Source organism: Staphylococcus sp. HMSC069E10 (assembly GCF_001809205.1).
GTDB lineage: Bacteria > Bacillota > Bacilli > Staphylococcales > Staphylococcaceae > Staphylococcus > Staphylococcus hominis.
This window is the reverse complement of sequence record NZ_KV796477.1, coordinates 328,402-351,325: the sequence shown is the minus strand read 5'-3', so window position 1 is coordinate 351,325 and position 22,924 is coordinate 328,402. Positions and strand designations below refer to the sequence as shown.

Annotated in this window: 17 protein-coding genes; 11 read left to right on the top strand and 6 right to left on the bottom strand. The window is 31.0% G+C overall.

All coding sequences use genetic code 11. The features are described from left to right. Positions 1-33 precede the first annotated feature (33 nt). Positions 34-390 (bottom strand): large conductance mechanosensitive channel protein MscL, encoded by a 357-nt coding sequence (gene mscL, locus HMPREF2561_RS05610; protein WP_017174669.1) that lies wholly within the window; start codon positions 388-390, stop codon positions 34-36. Between the two features lie 215 nt (positions 391-605). On the opposite strand from mscL, the gene HMPREF2561_RS05605 reads away from it, so the two are divergent. The 3 genes from HMPREF2561_RS05605 (at position 606) to menI (ending at position 5,992) form a co-directional block, all read left to right on the top strand. Continuing rightward, on the top strand, positions 606-2,252 hold the full coding sequence (locus tag HMPREF2561_RS05605) for a glycine betaine uptake BCCT transporter (RefSeq protein ID WP_017174670.1): 1,647 nt from the start codon (positions 606-608) through the stop codon (positions 2,250-2,252). A gap of 368 nt (positions 2,253-2,620) precedes the next feature. Then, complete coding sequence (gene acnA, locus HMPREF2561_RS05600) at positions 2,621-5,326, top strand: aconitate hydratase AcnA (protein WP_061544425.1); 2,706 nt, start codon at positions 2,621-2,623, stop codon at positions 5,324-5,326. Positions 5,327-5,521: 195 nt separating this feature from the next. Further along, positions 5,522-5,992: a 1,4-dihydroxy-2-naphthoyl-CoA hydrolase MenI gene (gene menI / locus HMPREF2561_RS05595; protein ID WP_017174672.1), complete on the top strand. Its 471-nt coding sequence runs from the start codon at positions 5,522-5,524 to the stop codon at positions 5,990-5,992. A gap of 48 nt (positions 5,993-6,040) precedes the next feature. Here menI and HMPREF2561_RS05590 read toward each other — a convergent pair whose 3' ends face one another. Together HMPREF2561_RS05590 and plsY are read right to left on the bottom strand one after the other, a co-directional pair. Further along, positions 6,041-6,340 (bottom strand): HesB/YadR/YfhF family protein, encoded by a 300-nt coding sequence (locus HMPREF2561_RS05590; protein WP_070468470.1) that lies wholly within the window; start codon positions 6,338-6,340, stop codon positions 6,041-6,043. Positions 6,341-6,497: 157 nt separating this feature from the next. Then, the gene (gene plsY / locus HMPREF2561_RS05585; RefSeq protein WP_069723832.1) at positions 6,498-7,106 is read right to left on the bottom strand and encodes a glycerol-3-phosphate 1-O-acyltransferase PlsY; all 609 of its coding nucleotides are present in this window, start codon (positions 7,104-7,106) and stop codon (positions 6,498-6,500) included. 216 nt (positions 7,107-7,322) lie between these two features. On the opposite strand from plsY, the gene parE reads away from it, so the two are divergent. From parE to mprF, 6 genes are all read left to right on the top strand, one after another. Beyond that, positions 7,323-9,311 carry a DNA topoisomerase IV subunit B gene (gene parE / locus HMPREF2561_RS05580; protein ID WP_037541070.1) on the top strand — a complete coding sequence of 663 codons (1,989 nt, stop codon included), beginning with the start codon at positions 7,323-7,325 and terminating at the stop codon, positions 9,309-9,311. Next, positions 9,308-11,707: a DNA topoisomerase IV subunit A gene (gene parC / locus HMPREF2561_RS05575; protein ID WP_019835481.1), complete on the top strand. Its 2,400-nt coding sequence runs from the start codon at positions 9,308-9,310 to the stop codon at positions 11,705-11,707. Before parE ends, parC begins: the two co-directional genes overlap by 4 nt. A 209-nt stretch (positions 11,708-11,916) precedes the next feature. Continuing rightward, complete coding sequence (locus tag HMPREF2561_RS05570; protein WP_017174677.1) at positions 11,917-13,377, top strand: glutamine transporter AlsT; 1,461 nt, start codon at positions 11,917-11,919, stop codon at positions 13,375-13,377. Between the two features lie 128 nt (positions 13,378-13,505). Beyond that, on the top strand, positions 13,506-14,357 hold the full coding sequence (gene glcT, locus HMPREF2561_RS05565; protein WP_048762426.1) for a glucose PTS transporter transcription antiterminator GlcT: 852 nt from the start codon (positions 13,506-13,508) through the stop codon (positions 14,355-14,357). Between the two features lie 66 nt (positions 14,358-14,423). Further along, positions 14,424-15,653, top strand: a complete 1,230-nt coding sequence (locus tag HMPREF2561_RS05560; protein ID WP_048762427.1) for an AI-2E family transporter — start codon at positions 14,424-14,426, stop codon at positions 15,651-15,653. Positions 15,654-15,858: 205 nt separating this feature from the next. Next, on the top strand, positions 15,859-18,381 hold the full coding sequence (mprF, locus tag HMPREF2561_RS05555; RefSeq protein WP_048762429.1) for a bifunctional lysylphosphatidylglycerol flippase/synthetase MprF: 2,523 nt from the start codon (positions 15,859-15,861) through the stop codon (positions 18,379-18,381). 37 nt (positions 18,382-18,418) lie between these two features. Here the strand turns inward: mprF and msrA are convergent, their stop codons facing one another. Further along, positions 18,419-18,934, bottom strand: a complete 516-nt coding sequence (gene msrA / locus HMPREF2561_RS05550) for a peptide-methionine (S)-S-oxide reductase MsrA (RefSeq protein WP_002449832.1) — start codon at positions 18,932-18,934, stop codon at positions 18,419-18,421. 140 nt (positions 18,935-19,074) lie between these two features. Between msrA and HMPREF2561_RS05545 the strand changes: the two genes are divergently transcribed. Then, positions 19,075-20,052 (top strand): LCP family protein, encoded by a 978-nt coding sequence (locus HMPREF2561_RS05545; protein ID WP_049419820.1) that lies wholly within the window; start codon positions 19,075-19,077, stop codon positions 20,050-20,052. A gap of 85 nt (positions 20,053-20,137) precedes the next feature. On the opposite strand, the gene HMPREF2561_RS05540 is transcribed toward HMPREF2561_RS05545, so the two are convergent. Then, positions 20,138-20,323, bottom strand: coding sequence for a 2-hydroxymuconate tautomerase (locus HMPREF2561_RS05540; RefSeq protein WP_017174682.1), 186 nt, complete (start codon positions 20,321-20,323; stop codon positions 20,138-20,140). A 148-nt stretch (positions 20,324-20,471) separates the two neighbouring features. Here HMPREF2561_RS05540 and HMPREF2561_RS05535 point away from each other — a divergent pair, with 148 nt between their 5' ends. After that, positions 20,472-21,734: a Y-family DNA polymerase gene (locus HMPREF2561_RS05535; RefSeq protein WP_017174683.1), complete on the top strand. Its 1,263-nt coding sequence runs from the start codon at positions 20,472-20,474 to the stop codon at positions 21,732-21,734. Positions 21,735-21,785: 51 nt separating this feature from the next. On the opposite strand, the gene HMPREF2561_RS05530 is transcribed toward HMPREF2561_RS05535, so the two are convergent. Further along, positions 21,786-22,877 carry a prephenate dehydrogenase gene (locus HMPREF2561_RS05530; RefSeq protein ID WP_048683130.1) on the bottom strand — a complete coding sequence of 364 codons (1,092 nt, stop codon included), beginning with the start codon at positions 22,875-22,877 and terminating at the stop codon, positions 21,786-21,788. Positions 22,878-22,924 lie beyond the last annotated feature (47 nt).

The following is a 22,924-nucleotide window of genomic DNA, read 5'->3' as shown; positions in this document are numbered from 1 at the left end:
ATCTAGATACTTTATGTCCCGGACTCTTTTGATTTATTTATTTGTTTTTAAAAGATCTCGAATTTCTGTAAGTAATACCGTATTTGTATCAATTTCTTCTTCTGGTTCTTCTTTTCTTATAATTGTATTGGCAATCTTAACAAAGATAAATAATGCAAAAGCAACGATAATAAAATCAATAATTGACTGAATGAAAAGACCATACTTAATGCCCCAAATCTGCCAATCTTTAGCAAAATCGACCGAACCGAACAGTTTACCAATCAATGGCATGATAATATAAGTTACTAAGGATGATACAATTTTATTAAATGCTGCCCCCATAACTACAGCAATTGCTAAATCTAAAACATTTCCTTTAAATGCAAACTCTTTAAATTCTTTTAGCATAGTAATCTCCTATTTATTTGATTTTTATATAATATATCATACAAAACATAAATAAATTAGTAAATATTAAAATTAATGAAATTTGATTAAGATTAAAACGTTTGTTATTATATTAAAGTGGTTTACCGAAAAATTAATTAATTATTTTTATAATTAATTGTGTATTTTTCATTTTGAAAAAATTTAATATTAGGATGAAGGGAGTTATATTAGTTATGAATTCTTCTTCTGAATCAAGTAAGAAAGGAAAGAAATTTTCGCCGGTATTTATTTATAGTGCGATTATCGTAGCGATTATTGTACTAATTGGGGCAATTGTTCCGGAACAATTCGATTCAATTACTAGTTCAATAAGTGGATGGATTACTGATAAACTTGGTTGGTATTATTTAATACTTACAACTATTATTGTTTTCTTCTGTGTCTTTTTGATTTTCAGTCCAATTGGGAAATTAAAACTTGGCAAACCTGATGATAAACCAGAGTTTAATACGATTTCATGGTTTGCCATGCTATTTAGTGCAGGTATGGGTATTGGTTTAGTATTCTATGGTGCAGCAGAACCTATGTCACACTTTGCAGCACCACCAACTGCTAGTCCAAAAACGACAGAAGCCTTTACTGAATCACTTCGTTCTACTTTCTTCCATTGGGGATTTCATGCTTGGGCAGTTTATGGTGTCGTAGCTCTTGCCTTAGCATACGCTCAATTTAGAAAAGATGAACCAGGACTTGTTTCTAGAACATTACGCCCATTGCTTGGAGATAAAGTAGAAGGACCTATTGGTACGATTATTGATGTACTTTCAGTATTCGCTACAGTAGTAGGGGTAGCTGTATCATTAGGTATGGGTGCATTACAAATTAACGGTGGTTTAAATTACTTATTTGGTGTCCCAAATAATGTATGGGTTCAATCACTTATTATTGTTGTTGTTACAATTTTATTTATTATTAGTGCTTGGTCTGGTCTAAGTAAAGGAATTCAATATTTAAGTAATGCTAATATTGGTTTAGGTACAATATTAATGATTGTTGCTTTAATTGTTGGACCGACTGTATTAATTTTGAACATGTTTACAAGTTCAATTGGTAGTTTGTTCAATACATTCTTATTCAACAGTTTTGATACAGCAGCATTAAATTCTCAAAAAAGAGAATGGATGTCTTCTTGGACACTATATTATTGGGGCTGGTGGTTAAGCTGGAGCCCATTCGTAGGTGTATTTATTGCACGTGTGTCTAAAGGACGTTCAATTCGTGAATTTATTTCAGGTGTATTACTTGTTCCGGCTCTAGTAAGTTTCTTATGGTTCAGTGTGTTTGGCGTATTAGGTATTGAAATGGGTAAAAAACATTCTGAGCTATTCAAGATGTCAGCAGAAACGCAACTCTTTGGCGTATTTAATCATTTACCTTTAGGAATGATTTTATCACTTGTTGCACTTATATTAATCGGTTCATTCTTTATTACATCAGCCGATTCAGCAACATTTGTATTAGGTATGCAAACAACATATGGCTCATTAGAACCATCTAACGTGGTAAAAGTAACATGGGGTATTGCACAATCTCTTATTGCCTTCATCTTACTCTTAGCAGGTGGTGGAGATGGCGCAGAAGCATTAGGCGCACTACAAAGTGCTGCAATTATTAGTGCATTACCATTCTCCTTTGTGGTCATACTAATGATGATTAGTTTCTATAAAGATGCTAACCAAGAACGCAAATTCTTAGGATTAACATTACAGCCTAATAAACATAGACTAAAAGAATATATTGAATATCAACAAAAAGACTATGAATCTGATATATTAGAAAAACGTCAAAATCGACGTAATGCAGAGAAAGCAGAACAATAATTAAAAAAAACGCCTAAGACAACTTATTTGTCTTAGGCGTTTTTTAATATGGTTAGATCGAAATATAAAGACTTTCAAAAAAATCCATATCCAATATAGGTTGATATTGGAGCCAAAAATTCAAAATAAATTTCTATTCTACTTTCCTTTTATTTAATTTAGCGTATTGAAAAAAATTCTCATTTAATAAAAAATACTTATAGTTTAAATGTAATATGATAAGTAATTCTTATATTAACTGATTATAAAACCAAAATTCAAATCACTCAAATTCTAGTGATATATAGTTGTTTTAAAAAACATATAATTATACAATTTAATTAAAGGAATATAATTATGAATGTTTAATATTCAAGGGGGATAATCAAATGGCTTCTAACATTAAAGAACAATCAAAAAAATCATTTGAAGTTCGAGGTAAATCATATACATATTATGATTTAAAAAGTCTTGAAGAACAAGGGTTAACTAAAATTAGTAAGTTACCTTATTCTATTCGTGTTCTACTAGAATCAGTATTAAGACAAGAAGATGACTTTGTTATTACAGATGATCATATTAAAGCATTAGCCCATTTTGGTAAAGAAGGTAATAAAGGAGAAGTACCTTTCAAACCTTCTCGTGTAATCTTGCAAGATTTTACAGGGGTACCTGCGGTTGTTGACTTAGCTTCATTACGTAAAGCTATGAATGATGTAGGTGGAGATATTAATAAAATCAATCCAGAAGTACCGGTTGATTTAGTCATCGATCACTCTGTACAAGTAGATAGCTATGCAAACCCACATGCGTTAGAACGCAATATGAAATTAGAATTTGAAAGGAACTATGAACGTTATCAATTTTTAAACTGGGCTACAAAAGCATTTAATAATTATAATGCTGTACCGCCTGCAACAGGCATCGTACACCAAGTTAACTTAGAATATTTAGCTAAGGTAGTTCATGTAAGAGACGTGGACGGTGAACAAACTGCTTTCCCAGATACGCTTGTTGGTACAGATTCACATACTACTATGATAAATGGTATTGGTGTATTAGGCTGGGGTGTCGGTGGTATTGAAGCTGAAGCAGGTATGCTTGGTCAACCATCATATTTCCCAATTCCTGAAGTGATTGGGGTACGCTTAACTAATTCATTACCTCAAGGATCAACTGCCACTGACTTAGCATTACGAGTAACTCAAGAGCTACGTAAAAAGGGTGTAGTTGGTAAATTTGTAGAATTCTTCGGTCCTGGTGTTACCGATTTACCATTAGCTGATCGAGCGACTATTGCTAACATGGCTCCTGAATATGGTGCAACTTGTGGTTTCTTCCCAGTTGATGAAGAGTCACTTAAATATATGAAATTAACTGGCCGTTCTGAAGAGCACGTTGAGTTAGTCAAAGCTTATTTACAACAAAACAATATGTTCTTTACATCAGATAAAGAAGATCCACAATATACAGATGTAATTCATTTAGATTTATCGACAGTTGAAGCTTCATTATCTGGTCCTAAACGTCCTCAAGATTTAATTTTCTTAAGTGATATGAAAAAAGAATTCGAAAAATCTGTAACTGCTCCTGCTGGAAATCAAGGTCATGGTTTGGATCAAAGAGAATTTGATAAATCAGCTCATATTCAATTTAAGGATGGTTCTGAAACAACTATGAAAACAGGAGATATTGCTATTGCAGCGATCACTTCATGTACAAACACATCGAATCCTTACGTTATGTTAGGTGCTGGTTTAGTTGCGAAAAAAGCAGTTGAAAAGGGATTAAAAGTGCCTGAATATGTTAAAACATCATTAGCACCAGGTTCAAAAGTAGTGACAGGTTATTTACGTGATTCTGGATTACAAAAATATCTTGATGATTTAGGATTTAATCTAGTAGGTTATGGATGTACAACTTGTATTGGTAACTCTGGACCGCTATTGCCAGAAATTGAAAAAGCTATTGCTAAAGAAGATTTACTAGTTACTTCTGTATTATCTGGTAACCGTAACTTTGAAGGTCGAATCCATCCATTAGTTAAAGCGAACTATCTTGCTTCACCTCAATTAGTCGTTGCGTATGCTTTAGCTGGTACAGTTGATATTGATTTACAAAATGAACCACTTGGTAAAGGTGAAGATGGTCAAGATGTATACTTAAATGATATTTGGCCTTCAATTAAAGAAGTCGCTGATACAGTAGATAGTGTTGTCACACCTGAATTATTTAAAGAAGAATATGAAAATGTATATAACAACAATGAAATGTGGAATGAAATTGATGTTACTGACTCTCCATTATATAACTTCGATCCTAATTCAACATATATTCAAAATCCAACATTCTTCCAAGGTTTATCAAAAGAACCAGGTACCATTGAACCATTAAAAGATTTACGTGTAATGGGTAAATTTGGTGACTCAGTTACAACTGACCACATTTCTCCAGCAGGTGCTATTGGTAAAGATACACCAGCAGGTAAATACTTATTAAATCATGACGTAGCTATTCGTGATTTTAACTCATATGGTTCTCGTCGTGGTAACCATGAAGTTATGGTGCGTGGTACATTTGCGAATATTAGAATTAAAAACCAATTAGCACCAGGTACAGAAGGCGGCTTTACAACATATTGGCCAACTGATGAAATTATGCCAATTTATGATGCTGCAATGAAATATAAAGAAGATGGCACTGGCTTAGCAGTATTAGCAGGCAACGATTATGGTATGGGATCTTCACGTGACTGGGCTGCTAAAGGTACTAATTTATTAGGCGTTAAAACTGTAATAGCACAAAGTTATGAACGTATTCATCGTTCTAACTTAGTTATGATGGGTGTATTACCATTACAATTTAAAGATGGAGAATCAGCTGATTCACTTGGTCTAAATGGTAGAGAAGAAATCTCTGTAGATATTAACGAAGATGTACAACCACATGATATTATTAAAGTTCATGCAAAAAAAGAAAATGGAGAAGTGGTTGATTTTGATGTCATTGTTCGTTTTGATTCACAAGTTGAAATCGACTATTATCGTCACGGTGGCATTCTACAAATGGTATTAAGAAATAAACTTGCTCAATAATACAATTATTCGAAAAAGTATTTAAAAATTTGAATGTATTTTGAATCCTTAGATGGCAATCTCATCTAAGGATTTTTTCTTCATTCGTGTCATTGAGCTATTTCAGTAATAAAAGTAGTAAATGGGAATTCTATAGCAATCATCCTTTTTATGTTAATATTGAAAGTGAACTTAATTGGAAAGAGGTACATAAATATGATTTATAGTATGACTGAAATTGAAGCGAGATACCAAGAAACAGATAAAATGGGAGTAATTTATCATGGGAATTATGCTACATGGTTTGAAGTTGCTCGTACTGATTATATTCGTAAATTAGGTTTTAGTTATGCAGATATGGAAAAAGAAGGTATCATCTCACCCGTCGTGGATTTACAAGTTCAATATAAGAAATCCATTTTTTATCCTGAAAAAGTTAAAGTGAAAACATGGGTAGAACATTATTCAAGATTGCGTTCAACGTACTGTTATGAAGTATATAATGAAAAAGGGGAATTAGCTACCACAGGTTCCACTCAGCTATTATGTATTAAAGCAAGTGATTTCAGACCAATTCGTTTAGATCGTTATTTTCCAGAATGGCATCAAGTATATAGTGAAGTCGAAGCATTGAATAACGAAGGTAAGGAATTAGAAGTCACACAACGTAGCGATTTGAATATATAAATATAAGACCATAAATATCTGTAAATATTAGATATTTATGGTCTTTTTTTAATTAGTTGTAGAATAAACAATTTCGTCTTCATGGTCTACTTTTTCAACTAGAACTTCATGATCTTCAAAATACCATAAGTCATCTTCTGAAACTACAACAATTAAATCATTATAATTTTCGTGATAACCTATCTCAACATCATTGCTCGGTTCCACACGAAATGCTGGGCTAAAACCTTGTTTAAGTTGAAATTCTCCACCATACCTCACATAAAATTGTAAGACTTTATTCTTTTCAGGTAAATCTAATTCATTTTTAAACCATTCAACTGCTTCATCAGTCAATTTGATTTTCATTGTAAGAACCATCCTTTATATTAATTATTATTATATTTATAATGCAAAAATTGTTTGAATTAAAACATATTGTTCTCACTATTAAACATGAACCGCTTATCATATTTAATTAATAGAACTAAACTGAATCTTCACATTTGGTGCAAGATCATCCATTTTACATCCATTTGATTTTTGGTTCTTCACCTTTAAAAATTCTAACAATATTAGAACGGTGTCTAAAAATTAAAATGATTGATACAAAAGCACTCATTCCAAATAATATGTAATCATGAATAATTAATGAACCTATCACACAGCTGATTGCCGCAATAATACTGGATAATGACACATACTTTGTTAAATATAAAATTCCAAAGAATATGACTGCTAAAATTAAAAGTAAGATTGGATTAACTCCTAACACAACTCCGGCACTTGTGGCTACAGCCTTACCTCCTTTAAATTTAAGATAAATAGGATAAACGTGACCAATTATTGCAAAAATACCGACAATTAATCCATGTGTGAAGAATGTACTAATTGGTCCCTGCGCATGCACTGGAAACCATAACGGGAAAAATACAGTAATGAATCCTTTAAATATATCTAAAAAAGTAACGATAAATCCAGCTGGTTTTCCTAAAACTCTAAAACTATTTGTGGCACCAGTATTACCGCTTCCAAATTCTCTAATATCTTTTTTTAAAAAAACTTTTCCTATAACATAACCATTTGGAATAGCTCCAATGAGATAGCTTAAAATCAACATGAGAACTATCATCATAATTTGTTTACACATCCCTTATATAATGTAGGTATATTTTATCACAAAGTATTCCTGACAACGATTAAAAATTGAAAAAACGTCTTATATATTAAGTTAAATGTTTATCTTATAGAACTCATACTTGCATTTTAATGCGTTTTATATAAGAATAACTATTGTAAAGCTAAAAAAACGAACGTACGTTTGTAGGAGGCGAACGCATTGGCAACAAAAATGACAAATCATTATTCAGATGATTCGATTCAAGTATTAGAAGGACTTGAGGCAGTTAGAAAACGTCCTGGGATGTATATTGGGTCGACTGATAAACGTGGATTACACCATTTAGTATATGAAATTGTCGATAACTCCGTCGATGAAGTTTTAAATGGTTATGGTAATGAAATTGATGTAACAATCAATAAAGATAATAGTATTTCAGTGGAAGATAATGGGAGAGGTATGCCAACTGGTATGCATGCGTCTGGTAAACCTACTGTAGAAGTTATTTTTACTGTATTACATGCTGGAGGTAAATTTGGACAAGGTGGATATAAAACTTCTGGAGGACTTCATGGTGTTGGTGCTTCCGTAGTTAATGCTTTAAGTGAATGGTTAGAAGTTGAAATTCATCGAGATGGACAAATTTATAAGCAATCTTTTAAGGATGGTGGTATTCCAACTTCTGGTTTAGTGAAAGCGGGAAAAACTAAGAAAACAGGTACAAAAGTCACATTTAAACCAGATTCAAGTATTTTTAAAGCAACAACGGCATTTAATTTTGATATATTAAGTGAGCGCTTACAAGAATCTGCATTCTTATTAAAAAACTTAAAAATTACATTGAAAGATCTACGTGATGGAAAAGAACGTGAAGATGTTTATCATTACGAAGAAGGTATTAAAGAATTTGTAAGTTATATCAATGAAGGTAAAGAAGTATTGCATGATGTTACGACGTTTACAGGTGCTGCAAATGGAATCGAAGTAGATGTTGCTTTTCAATATAATGATCAATATTCTGAAAGTATATTAAGTTTTGTTAATAATGTACGTACAAAAGACGGAGGAACTCATGAAGTAGGATTTAAAACAGCAATGACACGCGTATTTAATGACTATGCACGCCGTATCAATGAACTTAAAGATAAAGATAAAAACTTAGATGGTAATGATATTAGAGAAGGATTAACAGCAGTGATTTCTGTACGTATTCCAGAAGAATTACTGCAATTTGAGGGACAAACTAAATCTAAGCTTGGTACATCAGAAGCGCGTAGTGCAGTAGATTCTGTTGTTTCTGAAAAATTACCTTATTATTTAGAGGAAAAAGGACAATTATCTAAATCACTTGTGAAGAAAGCTATTAAAGCGCAACAGGCAAGAGAAGCGGCTCGTAAGGCACGGGAGGATGCACGTTCTGGTAAGAAAAACAAACGTAAAGATACATTATTATCAGGAAAGTTAACGCCTGCTCAAAGTAAGAATACTGAGAAAAATGAATTATATCTTGTCGAAGGTGATTCAGCAGGGGGATCAGCTAAACTTGGAAGAGATAGAAAATTCCAGGCTATTTTACCTTTACGAGGTAAAGTGATTAATACTGAAAAAGCAAAACTTGAAGATATTTTCAAAAATGAAGAAATTAATACAATTATTCATACAATTGGTGCTGGTGTTGGTAATGATTTTAAATTAGAAGATAGTAATTATAATAGAGTTATTATTATGACTGATGCTGATACAGATGGCGCCCATATTCAAGTGTTATTATTAACATTTTTCTTCAAATATATGAGACCTCTTGTTCAAGCAGGTCGTGTTTTTATTGCATTACCTCCGTTATACAAATTAGAAAAAGGTAAAGGGAAATCTAAAAAAGTAGAATATGCTTGGACAGATGATGAATTGGACAAACTTCAAAAACAATTAGGTAAAGGCTTTATTTTACAGCGCTATAAAGGTTTAGGTGAAATGAATCCTGAGCAATTGTGGGAAACTACAATGAATCCTGAGACAAGAACGTTGATTAGAGTCCAAATCGATGATGAAGTACGTTCTTCTAAACGTGTAACAACATTAATGGGAGATAAAGTTGCACCAAGACGTGAATGGATTGAAAATCATGTTGAATTTGGCATGCAAGAAGATCAAAGTATTTTAGATAATACAGAAGTTCAAATACTTGATACTGAAGAATATGATGAGGAGGAAGTCAATTGAGTGAGATAATTCAAGACCTATCACTTGAAGATGTTATTGGTGATCGCTTTGGAAGATATAGTAAATATATTATTCAAGAACGTGCGTTACCGGATGTGCGTGATGGTTTAAAACCTGTACAACGTAGAATTTTATTTGCTATGTATAGTAGTGGCAATACGTATGATAAAAATTTCCGTAAAAGTGCGAAAACAGTTGGGGATGTTATTGGTCAATATCATCCACATGGTGATTCTTCAGTTTATGATGCAATGGTACGTTTAAGCCAAGATTGGAAGTTGCGTCATGTATTAATCGAAATGCACGGTAATAATGGTAGTATTGATAATGATCCACCTGCTGCGATGCGTTATACAGAAGCGAAGTTAAGTCAACTTTCTGAGGAGTTGGTTCGTGACATTAATAAGGAAACAGTGTCCTTTATACCAAACTATGATGACACAACACTTGAACCTATGGTGTTACCGGCAAGATTTCCAAATTTACTAGTAAACGGTTCGACTGGTATTTCGGCAGGATATGCTACTGATATTCCTCCACATAATTTAGGTGAAGTAATTCAAGCAACATTAAAATATATTGATAATCCTAATATTTCAGTAAATCAATTAATGAAATATATCAAAGGTCCTGATTTTCCGACAGGCGGTATTATTCAAGGTATTGATGGTATTAAGAAAGCCTATGAAACAGGAAAAGGAAAAATTGTTGTTCGTTCAAAAGTAGATGAAGAAGCGTTAAGAAATGGACGTAAACAATTAATTGTGACAGAAATTCCTTATGAAGTGAATAAAAGTTCGCTTGTGAAACGTATTGATGAGCTTCGTGCTGATAAAAAAGTAGATGGTATTATTGAAGTACGTGATGAAACAGATCGTACAGGTTTAAGAATTGCTATTGAATTAAAAAAAGATGTTAATTCAGAGTCTATTAAAAACTATTTATATAAAAATTCTGATTTACAAATTACTTATAATTTCAATATGGTCGCTATTAGTGATGGACGTCCAAAATTAATGGGTCTACGTGAAATTATTGACAGCTATTTAAATCATCAAATTGAAGTTGTAGCTAATCGTACAAAATACGACTTAAATCATGCTGAAAAGCGCATGCATATTGTAGAAGGTCTTATGAAAGCTTTATCTATATTAGATGAAGTGATTGCGCTGATTCGTCATTCTAAAAATAAAAAAGATGCAAAAGATAATTTAGTAAAAGAATTTGACTTTACTGAAGCACAAGCAGAAGCCATTGTGATGCTTCAATTATATCGTTTAACTAATACTGATATTGTTGCACTTGAAGAAGAACATGAAGAATTACAAAAATTAATAGAAGCGTACCGAAATATTCTTGATAACCATGACGCATTATTAAATGTTATTAAAAAAGAACTTACAGAGATTCGAAAACGTTTTAAAACATCACGTTTATCTTCAATTGAAGCGGAAATATCAGAAATTAAAATTGATAAAGAAGTTATTGTACCAAGTGAAGAAGTGGTTTTAAGTGTGACTAGACATGGATATATAAAACGTACGTCTACACGTAGCTTTAATGCAAGTGGTGTGACAGAAGTAGGTTTAAAAGAGGGAGATAGTCTACTCAAATACCAAACTGTAAATACTCAAGATACAGCTTTAGTATTTACAAATAAAGGAAGATATCTCTTTATTCCAATTCATAAAATTGCAGATGTGCGATGGAAAGAGTTAGGTCAGCATGTATCGCAAATTGTGCCTTTAGAAGAAAACGAGAGAATTATAGATGTATTTAACGAAAAAACATTTGATGGTAAAGCATTTTATATTATTGCAACTCGTAATGGCATGATTAAAAAGAGTAATCAATCATTATTTAAAACCACGCGATTTAATAAGCCACTCATTGCAACAAAATTAAAAAATGAAGACGAAGTGGTAAATGTACTTCGCATAACTCAAGAACAAATGATTACTGTTATTACACATAAAGGCATGTCATTAACGTATTCTACAGAAGAACTTTCAGATACAGGATTAAGAGCGGCTGGTGTGAAATCTATCAATTTAAAAGATGAAGATTATGTTATTATGACTGATACTGTTGATCAGAATAATTCAATAATTATGGCTACCCAAAGAGGAGCAATAAAACGTATTGCTAAAGATATATTACAAGATGCCAAACGCGCACAAAGAGGTATTACACTTTTAAAAGAATTGAAAAAAAATCCTCATCGTATTGTAGCTGCATATGTTGTCAGAGATGAAACATACTATACACTTTATTCAGATAAACATGCTGAAACAGGTGAAATTTCTAATATTCATCTTTCTGAACAATATACAAATGGTTCATTTGTAGTTGATACAAATGAATTTGGAAATGTAAAATCAATGATAATAAATTAATATGATTTTAAAATTTTTGTTTTCAAGTAATTCATAAGATGATAAAATTAATTTAATATTTAACTATTTATAACTCACAAGAGATTTATATTGTTGATAAGTATATCAAAGTGATGACATGAAAAACATGTACATTTTGACCTTTAATACTACAATATAAATCTCTTGTAATGTATATCATAACAATAATTTTGATGAGAGGGATTTAATTGAGAGATTTTGATAGTTTAATACCTGATTGGTTTAAATCTGTTGTTCAAGTTGGAAATGATTTAATCTGGTCACAGTATTTAATAGGTTTACTATTGACAGTAGGTATCTTCTTTACTATTAGCTCTAAATTTGTTCAATTACGAATGTTACCTGAAATGTTTAGAGCATTAGTTGAAAAACCAGAAACTTTGAAAAATGGAGAGAAAGGTATTTCACCTTTTCAAGCATTTGCTATTAGTGCAGGTTCCCGTGTTGGAACAGGAAATATTGCTGGTGTAGCAACAGCAATTGTGTTAGGGGGTCCTGGGGCAGTTTTTTGGATGTGGATTATCGCATTTATCGGAGCTGCGAGTGCATTTATAGAAGCAACACTTGCACAAGTTTACAAAGTTCATGATAAAGAAGGTGGCTTCCGAGGAGGTCCAGCTTATTACATAACCAAAGGTTTAAATCAAAAATGGCTTGGTATCACATTTGCTGTGTTAATTACTGTTACATTTGCATTTGTATTTAACACTGTTCAATCGAATACTATTGCTGAATCTTTAAGAACACAATATCATATTAGTCCAGTCATTACTGGTATTATTTTGGCTGTCATTACAGCAATCATTATCTTCGGTGGTGTACGTAGTATTGCAACGTTGTCATCTTTAATTGTTCCAATAATGGCTATCGTTTATGTTGGTATAGTTTTATTTATCTTACTAATGAATTTTGATCAAATCATTCCAATGATTGGTACAATTATTAAAAGTGCGTTCGGAATGGAACAAGTCGCTGGTGGCGCGGTAGGTACAGCGATTTTACAAGGTATAAAACGTGGCTTATTCTCTAACGAAGCAGGTATGGGTTCAGCACCCAATGCGGCTGCTACTGCTGCTGTACCACATCCAGTAAAACAAGGATTACTTCAATCTTTAGGTGTCTTCTTCGATACAATGCTTGTTTGTACAGCAACAGCTATTATGATTTTACTTTACTCAGGCTTAAAATTTGGTGAAAAAGCGCCACAAGGTGTAGAAGTTACACAATCTGCATTGAATGAACATCTTGGTTCTCCAGGTGGTATCTTCTTAACTGTCGCGATTACGCTATTTGCATTTTCTTCTGTAGTTGGTAATTACTATTACGGACAATCTAATATAGAATTTCTATCTAAAAATAAAGCAATTTTATTTATTTTTAGATGCTTAGTTGTTGTATTAGTATTTATAGGCGCAGTTGTTAAAACTGAAACCGTATGGAGTACAGCGGACTTATTTATGGGATTAATGGCCATTGTAAACCTTGTTTCCATTATAGGTCTTTCAAATATTGCATTTGCTGTTATGAAAGATTATATTCAACAAAAACGTGCCGGTTTAAAACCGGTATTTAAACCAGAAAACCTTGAGATTAATTTATTTGGTATTGAATCTTGGGGACGCGAAGATAAAATATCTAAAAAACATTAATAATTTAAATCAACACTTCTTTTCTCCATCTCTTAGAGTAATGCGAGAAAGAAGTGTTTTTTAAAAGAATGACTTTTCAAATATAATGTTTAACTATATAATTTTAATAGTAAAAAAGGATGATAATGATGAGCAAATATCATATTTCAAAAATTTTAAATAATAACGTCATCATATGCATCAATAGTAATCAAGAAGTTATTTTAATCGGTAAAGGCATTGGTTTTAATAAAAAGCCTGGAATGGTCGTAGATGATAATGCTTCTATTGAGAAAGTGTATAAATTAGATCAAAAACAACAACAAGAATATTATAAATCTCTAGTTGAAATAGCTGATGAAGAGGTCTTACAGGCAATTATTGAATCAGTTAACTATATTACAAGTACAACTTATATGAAAGATGATAAACAACTAGTCATTGCCTTAACCGATCATATTACTTTTGCATATAAACGCTTAAAACAAAATCAAATAATTAGTAATCCCTTTGCAATGGAAACTAAACATTTATATAGTGAGGCATATGATATCGCCACACAAGTTATACAGCGATTAAATGAGAAATTAGACGTCACATTTCCTGATGATGAAATAGGTTTTATAGCATTGCATATTGCTTCAAATAAAGAAGATTTACCTATGAGTGAAATATCTTTAATTAATAAAATGATAAGTAAATGTGTATTAATTATCGAAAATGACATAGGGTATCCTGTAAATCCTCGAACTGTTCAATATCAACGATTTATTAGACATATTCAATTCCTAATTCGTCGTTTAAATAAAAAGGAATACGTTCATGCACAAGATGAGTTTATCAATATGGTCAAAACATATTACCCTAATTGTTATAGTACAGCATATAAGATTTCTAAAGTTATTCAAAAAGATCTAGATATTGATATAGATGATTCAGAAATTGTTTATTTAGCTTTGCATATTTATCATTTTCAATCTCAAAATAACACACAAAATTAATAAGCTACATGGTATGATATAATATAGATTATTTTATTTTAGATTAAAGGGTACGGTGAAAATGATATGTCAATGGACCACAAAAAGGTTGAAGGAAAGAAAGCTAATAAGCTAAGCTTTTCTGAAACACGCTTTATGAAGTTTCTGGGTGGTAAAGATTTATTATTTGCGCTAGTTTCATTAGTATTACTTGGTATTACTATATTCATCTTTGACAAAATTTCTTATGTTTTTCAGCCTTTTGTCATTATCTTTAATACTATTGCAGCGCCAATTATTTTATCGCTTATTTTGTATTATTTGTTAAATCCAGTAATTAATTTGATGGAACGTTATAATATTCCAAGATTATTAGCAATTACAATAGTCTTTCTAGTGATTATTGGAGGTGCAACATTAATTATTGATTTATTAATTCCTGTGATTGGTGATCAAATTAAACAACTTGCAAATAACTTCCCAAAATATATTGAAAAATTTAATAGAGCTATTGATAAAGTGACACATATGTCTATTTTATCTTCATTTTATAATCAAATTCAGGAATGGCTTGATTCTACTTCTAAAAAGATTCCATCGTTAACATCAGATTATTTTAGTGGATTTGGAACTAAAATTAGAACATTTGCAGAAGCTATTGTGAATGTCGGTGTTGTGATTGCAACTACACCATTTGTATTATTCTTTATGTTGAAAGATGGAACTAAATTTAGAGACTATACAACTAAAATTATGCCACCTAAATTTAGAAAAGACTATCATGATTTATTAGAAAAAATGAGTGTACAGGTCGGATCATATATTCAAGGCCAAATTATTGTATCATTTTGTATTGGTATTTTATTGTTTATTGGTTATTCGATTATTGGTTTGGATTATGGGTTAGTTCTAGCTTCAATTGCTGCAGTAACGAGTGTAGTCCCATACTTAGGACCAACAATTGCAATTTCTCCGGCAATTATTATTGCGATTATTACTTCACCGTTTATGCTATTAAAATTGATTATTGTGTGGACGTTAGTTCAATTTATTGAAGGTCATTTTATTTCTCCTAATATTATGGGGAAAACATTAAAAATTCATCCTCTAACAATTATCTTTATTTTATTAAGTGCGGGTAATTTGTTAGGTATTGTAGGAGTTATTTTAGGTATTCCTGGCTATGCTATTTTAAAAGTATTAGCTTCTCACATTTTCTTATTATTTAAACGTCGTTACAATAAATATTATGGTGACGATGCAGGTCAATATGAAATTAAAAAAGAAGAACATAAAAATTACACAGAAGCAGAATAAAGCACTATATTAAAAAGCCTGAGACATAATGAGTTGTCTTAGGCTTTTTAATATAGTACTAATCATCTTGCAAAAGTGGGACGATGAATTCTCTTCCACTCTCTTTTATCTTACAATTATGTTAGTTCAATAGTCTAAAGATATATAACTAGAATATGATATGATATATTTTATATTAATATAATGTAAAGGATAATAATGAATAATGACTGAAGAACATAAAAATAGATTAATATCTATATTAAAAGTGGTATTTGCTATCACACTTTTTATTGTAGTAGTTGCTACTTTATATCATGAATTGTCACATATTAACTTCAAACAAACATTAGAAGCATTTAGTAAAATCAATCGATGGTTTTTAATTGGTTTATTTATATGTGGTGGCGCATCAATGCTACTTTTAAGTTTATATGATGTCATTCTTGTTAAAACTTTAAAGTTGAGTATACCACTGAACAAAGTATTTCGTTTGAGTTATATTATTAATGCATTTAATGCTATTGTTGGATTTGGTGGATTTATAGGCGCAGGATTTAGAACATTTATTTATAAAAATTATACTTCTGATAGAAAAAGATTACTTCACGCTATTTCAATCATATTAGTTTCAATGTTAACTGGTTTAAGCTTCTTATCTATTTTAGTCGTACTTCATATTTTCGATGCTTCTCATATTCTTGATAAAGTACGTTTTGTAAAATGGGTATTGTACGTAGTCGCTTTATTTTTACCTATTTTTATAGTGTATACAGTCGTTAAACCGGTTACTGAACATAATAAATTGGTAGGGATATATTGCACGCTTGTTTCAAGTATTGAATGGATAGCTGCTGCTGTTGTACTTTACTTGTCGGCATGGATTATTGATATTCATGTAGCTTTTACAACATTACTTGGTATTTTTATTATTGCTGCACTCTCTGGACTGATTAGTTTTATTCCAGGTGGATTCGGGGCATTTGATTTAGTTGTTTTATTAGGACTAAAATCTTTAGATATTCCTGAAGAAAAAATATTGATTGCCTTACTGCTATATCGTTTTGCTTATTATTTTGTACCTATTATCATTGCTTTAATTCTATCTACGTTTGAATTTGGCAATTCTGCGCGTAAGTACTTTGAAGAATCTAAATATTTTGTACCCGCTAAAGATGTTACCTCATTCATACTGTCTTATCAAAAAGATATTATTTCAAAAATCCCAGCATTTGCTTTATCTATTCTTGCACTATTAACAAGTTTTATTTTCTTTATTAATAATGTGACGATTGTTTATGATGGATTATATGATGCTGATCATTTTATTTACTATATCATGTTGTCTATTCATACAAGTGCATGTTTAATATTACTTGTTAATGTAAGGGGTATATATAAGCAAAGTAAGAGAGCAATTATTTATTCAATGATTTCACTTGTGTTAATATTTCTTGCAACGTTATATACGTATGCTTCTATCATGTTACTTACATGGCTCATCATTATTTTTATCTTACTTATTTTAGCTTATCGACGTGCGAAAGTATTTAAACGTCCATTTAGATTAAAAAACTTAATATTTACCTTAGTCATTAGTGTGATTGTTTTATATATTAATCATTTCATTATTTCTGAAACTTTATATGCTTTAGATTTATATCACTTGGAAATGGATACGTCATTATTAAAATACTATTTCTGGTTAACTGTGATAGTTGTTATATTATTAATTGTTGGTATTGCATGGTTATTTGGTCGTCGCTTTGAACGCCCACATCAATTACAAGAATATTCTCAATGTAAATCAATCATAGAAACATATGGAGGGAATTATTTAAGTCATTTGATATATAGCGGTGATAAAGATGTATTTATGTATGACAGTGAACAAGCTTTTCTTATGTATAGATATAAATCAAATGCGCTGGTCGTATTGGGAGATCCAATTGGAAATACGGCATCATTCCAATCATTGTTGGCTGATTTCTATAGTTATGCTGAAAAGTTAGGTTATGATGTCATTTTCTATCAAGTATCTGATCGTTTTATGCCGTTGTATCATAATTTTGGAAATCAATTTTTTAAATTAGGCGAAGAGGCTATTATTGATTTAACACAATTTACTACTTCTGGAAAAAAACGACGTGGTTTTAGAGCAACACTGAATAAATTTAATGATTTAAATATTAAATTTGACATTATAGAACCACCATTTTCTAAAGCGTTTATAGAAGAGCTTAGAAAAGTAAGTGATAAGTGGCTCGATGGACGTACTGAAATGCATTTTTCTGTTGGGCAATTTACAGAACAGTATTTAGATAAAGCCCCAATTGGAATTATGAAAAATGAAGAAGGTAAGATTATTGCTTTTTGTACATTAATGCCGACATACTATAACGAAGCAATTTCAGTAGATTTAATTCGTTGGTTACCTGAATTAGATTTACCTCTAATGGATGGATTATATCTACATATGTTATTATGGGGTAAAGAAAAAGGGTATAAAGCTTTTAACATGGGTATGGCTACCTTATCAAATGTAGGTCAACTCGATTATTCTTATTTACGAGAACGTATTGCGGGACGTGTGTTTGAACATTTTAATGGTTTATATCGTTTTCAGGGGTTACGAAGATATAAAGAAAAATATAGTCCCCAGTGGGAACCGCGATTTTTGGTGTATAGAAAAGATAGTTCTCTCTGGTACAGTATGTTAAAAGTAATGCGAGTGATTAGACATAAATAAAAAAGATATCCGAAAACAATTTCGGATATCTTTTTTATTATGAGTTAGAACGAGGATCATAATTTGCACGATCTCGCTGTTCTTGTGCGTAACGTTCAGGATTTTTTTTATAGAAATTTTGATGATATTCTTCTGCTTTATAAAAATTTGAAGCGGGAAGAACCTTAGTAGCAATGGCTTTATCAGAATGCATCGTTTGTTCTAAATCTTTGATATAGTTAATCGCAACTTTTCTTTGATCATCATTTGTATAAAAAATAGCTGTTTGATACTGTGACCCTCTATCTTGGAATTGACCCCCAGCATCTAATGGATCAATGACTGAAAAAAATATTTCTAATAATTTATGATAAGAAAATAAAGCAACATCATACTCTATTTTAACAGTTTCATAGTGTCCAGTAGTTCCGCTCTTTACTTGTTCATAGGTTGGATTTTTAACTGATCCTCCCATAAAACCTGATGTTACTGATTCAATACCTTCAAATTGATCAAACGGTTTTGTCATACACCAGAAACAGCCTCCTGCGAAGTATGCTGTATTAATATTCATTTACGCCATCCTTTCATAACACCTTTGTAATATTTATTGAAAACACTTGATTTTTTAAGATATTTTATATAACTTATTTATATATTATAGTATATCCGAATATTATTTTGAAGATTTTAGAGAGTGTAAGGTAGGTAAATATGACAGAAGAGAAGGATAATACAATATTAAGACGACAAACGGGGACAACGATACCTTCTAAACGACGCAAGAAGAAAAAATTTCGAAAATTACCTTTTGTAATACTGATTATTGTAGTTTTACTTATTGCAATGATTACGTATGTCGTTCATGGATATCAAAGTGGTATGAAATATGCACAAGAACATGCAAAAGATATTAAAATTCATAAATTTAATGGAGCCGTTAAAAATGACGGGAAAATCACAGTATTAATGCTCGGTGCTGACCAAGCTAATGGTGGAAAATCAAGAACTGACTCTATTATGGTTGTACAGTATGACTATATTAAGAAAAAAATGAAAATGATGTCAATTATGCGTGATATTTATGCGGAAATTCCTGGTTATGACAAATATAAAATTAATGCTGCATACTCACTTGGGGGACCAGAGTTGTTGAGACAAACACTAAATAAAAATTTAGGTATTAATCCTGAATACTATGCAGTCATTGATTTCACTGGCTTTGAAAAAATGATTGATGAATTAGAACCTAATGGTGTGCCAATTGATGTTGAAAAAGATATGTCAGAAAATATAGGGGTTTCATTAAAAAAAGGACACCATCGATTAAACGGTAAAGAATTATTAGGTTATGCGAGATTTAGACATGATCCAGAGGGAGACTTTGGACGTGTGAGACGTCAACAACAAGTTATGCAAACACTTAAGAAAGAATTGATTACCCCAAGTACAATCGTGAAATTACCTAAAGTAGCTGGTATATTGAGAGGATATATTAATACAGATATGCCAAACTCAGCTATTTTCCAAACAGGACTAAGTTTTGGAATACGAGGCGATAAAAATGTGGAAACACTAACTGTACCGTTAAAAAATTCTTATCAAAATATCAATACTAATAACGATGGTAGTGCATTAGATATTGATAAAGAGAAAAATAAAAAAGCAATAGAATCATTTTTAGACGAATAATAAATAAGCAGGCCACTTTGGCCTGCTTATTTATTATCTATTTAACTACAATAATATTATTATGTAAACTTCAAAGATTATAATATTATTGATCTGATTTTCTTACGCCAGCTACACCGTAGTGATTTTTCTTCATTTCATCAATGACTACATGGATTGCTTCTCTATTTGCGCCTGTTGTTTTCTCTACTGCATTTGTAACCTCAGTGACTAAGTTTTTTAATTGCTCATCTGAGCGTCCTTCTAATAATTTTACATTTACAATCGGCATGATGTTTTCCTCCTTACATAATTATGTGCTTAGTATATCATTTTTAAAAAATGAACTTCAAGATATTTAAATAGAACATTTGTTCTTTTTAATGTTGTAAGAGAACAAGTGTTCTTATATAATTGAATTATCTAAGGAGGGGGTTGATATGTATGATTATAATTTACTTGAAGATAGAGACATACTATGTGTAGATCAGAAAAGTTTTTATGCTAGTGTGTCTTGTATAGAAAAAGGATTAGATCCTTTAATGACAAAATTAGCAGTGGTAGCTGACACTAAGCGACAAGGATCTGTTGTTTTGGCAGCAACACCTAAATTAAAAGAACTTGGTATTAAAACGGGATCTAGATTATTTGAAATTCCACAACGTAATGATATTTATATTATTAATCCAAGTATGAGAAGATATCTAGAAGTATCATTAGAAATTTCTAAAATTGCTCTTAAATATGTTCCAGGGGAAGATTTACATCAGTATAGTATTGATGAATTTTTTATGGATGTAACAAATAGCTACCATCTTTTTAATACTACAGTATATTCTTTTGCTAAGTGTTTTCAAAAAGAAATTTTGGATAAGACGGGAATATACTGCACAATAGGTATTGGATCTAACTTGTTACTTAGTAAAGTAGCTATGGATATCGAAGCTAAACACACCAAAGAAGGTATTACTGAGTGGCGGTATCATGACATTCCCGATAAATTATGGTGTATTTCACCATTAAAATCATTTTGGGGAATCAATAAAAAAACAGAAATAAAGTTAAATAAAAAAGGAATTATTACAATAGGTGATTTAGCCCATTATCCTCATAGATATTTGAAGAAAGACTTTGGTATATTAGGCACTGATATGCATTTACATGCTAACGGTATAGATCAAAGTAAAATAAGAGAAAAAAGTAAAATTAATAATCCAACTATATGTAAAAGCCAAATTTTGATGAGAGACTATCAATTTAATGAAACAAAAATTGTGATGCAAGAGTTGATTGAAGATGTTGCTTGTAGATTAAGAGAAAGAAAGCAATTAGCACGTACTATACATTTTTCATTTGGATATACTCAAGGTGGAGGAATACATAAACAACACACTTTAACTGATGCTACAAATCTAGAACAAGATATATTTAAAGTCGTTAATGATTATGCGAATCAGTTGTGTGATAAACAGGCTTTGTATCGTACGTTAAGTGTTTCACTAACACAGTTCATTAATGAAGAAAATCGACAATTAAATTTATTTGTAGATGAATATAAAAGACAAAGAGATGAAAATTTAGCTAAAACGATTGATACGTTACAAAAGAAATATGGTAAAGGCATCGTTTCAAAAGCAATTTCTTATACTGAATCTGGAACAAAACATAATAGATTAGGATTAATGGCAGGTCATAAAATGTAAATAAACGGAAGTAGGTCAAAACTTATTTTGAATTTTGGCCCACTTCTATTTTTATGGAATATAAGTATCAAATTCATTTAAAGCAACAATACCTAATTCACGATCTTTTGGAGTTTTAAAGGTAACTTGTAAAGCACCTAAAATATCCTCACGAACTTCTAAAATTTTTAAATTTCTTATAGAAATATTATGTAAACTAAGTATAGAAGTAACTTTATTAATCATACCCGCTTTATCTGGAATATCAATATATAAATCATACCCAACATTGACTACACCATGTTGCTTAAGAGGTAATTGATCTCTAAAAATTTTTGCATCTTCAAAGAATTGATATATTTGTTGTTCTTCTTCATTTTTAAGTTTAACTATCATATCCTTAATATTGGTTTGCATATCTTCTAGTAAACTAATGATATTTTGTTTATTACTAAGTGAGATATCCTTCCACATTTCGGCATTACTACTTGCAATTCTTGTAATATCTCTAAATCCACCAGCAGCAAGCTGTTTGACTAAAGCATGATCATTTGCATGGCTTGAACTCAAGTGTACTAAACTAGAAGCAATAATATGTGGAACATGACTAACAATTCCCGTTACATAATCATGTTCTTTCGCATTAGTAATAATAAATTTAGCTAGTGTAGGGGAGAGCAAATATTGTAATGTTTTAGCCGCTTGTGTATTACGTTCATCATCGTAAACTAAAATATAGTATGCATTTTCAAATAAGTGTTTTTTAGAATTAAGGACACCAGATTTATGGCTACCAGCCATTGGATGCCCACTAACAAGATGAATATTTGATTCTAATAAACGTTTTTCAAAATTTTGAATGATAAGTTTTGTACTGCCAGTATCCGTTACAATCAAATGTGATTTGGTTTCATAATTAGGTAATGAATTTAGATATATTGCTGTTTGATGAACTGGAGTAGCAAAGATAATAATATCCGCTTCCTTAACACCAAGAGCATAATCATTAATCTTTTTGTCAATTATACCAATAGACATTGCTTTATCTAATTGAGTTACATCAGTATCATAGGCAGAAATTATAAGATCAGATTGATAAAATTTTAAATTACTAGCTAAGCTTCCACCAATTAATCCTAAACCAACAAATAAAATATTTTTCATATGAGCCCTCCTTATTTCTAAATATTCAGAATATCTATATTTTAAAT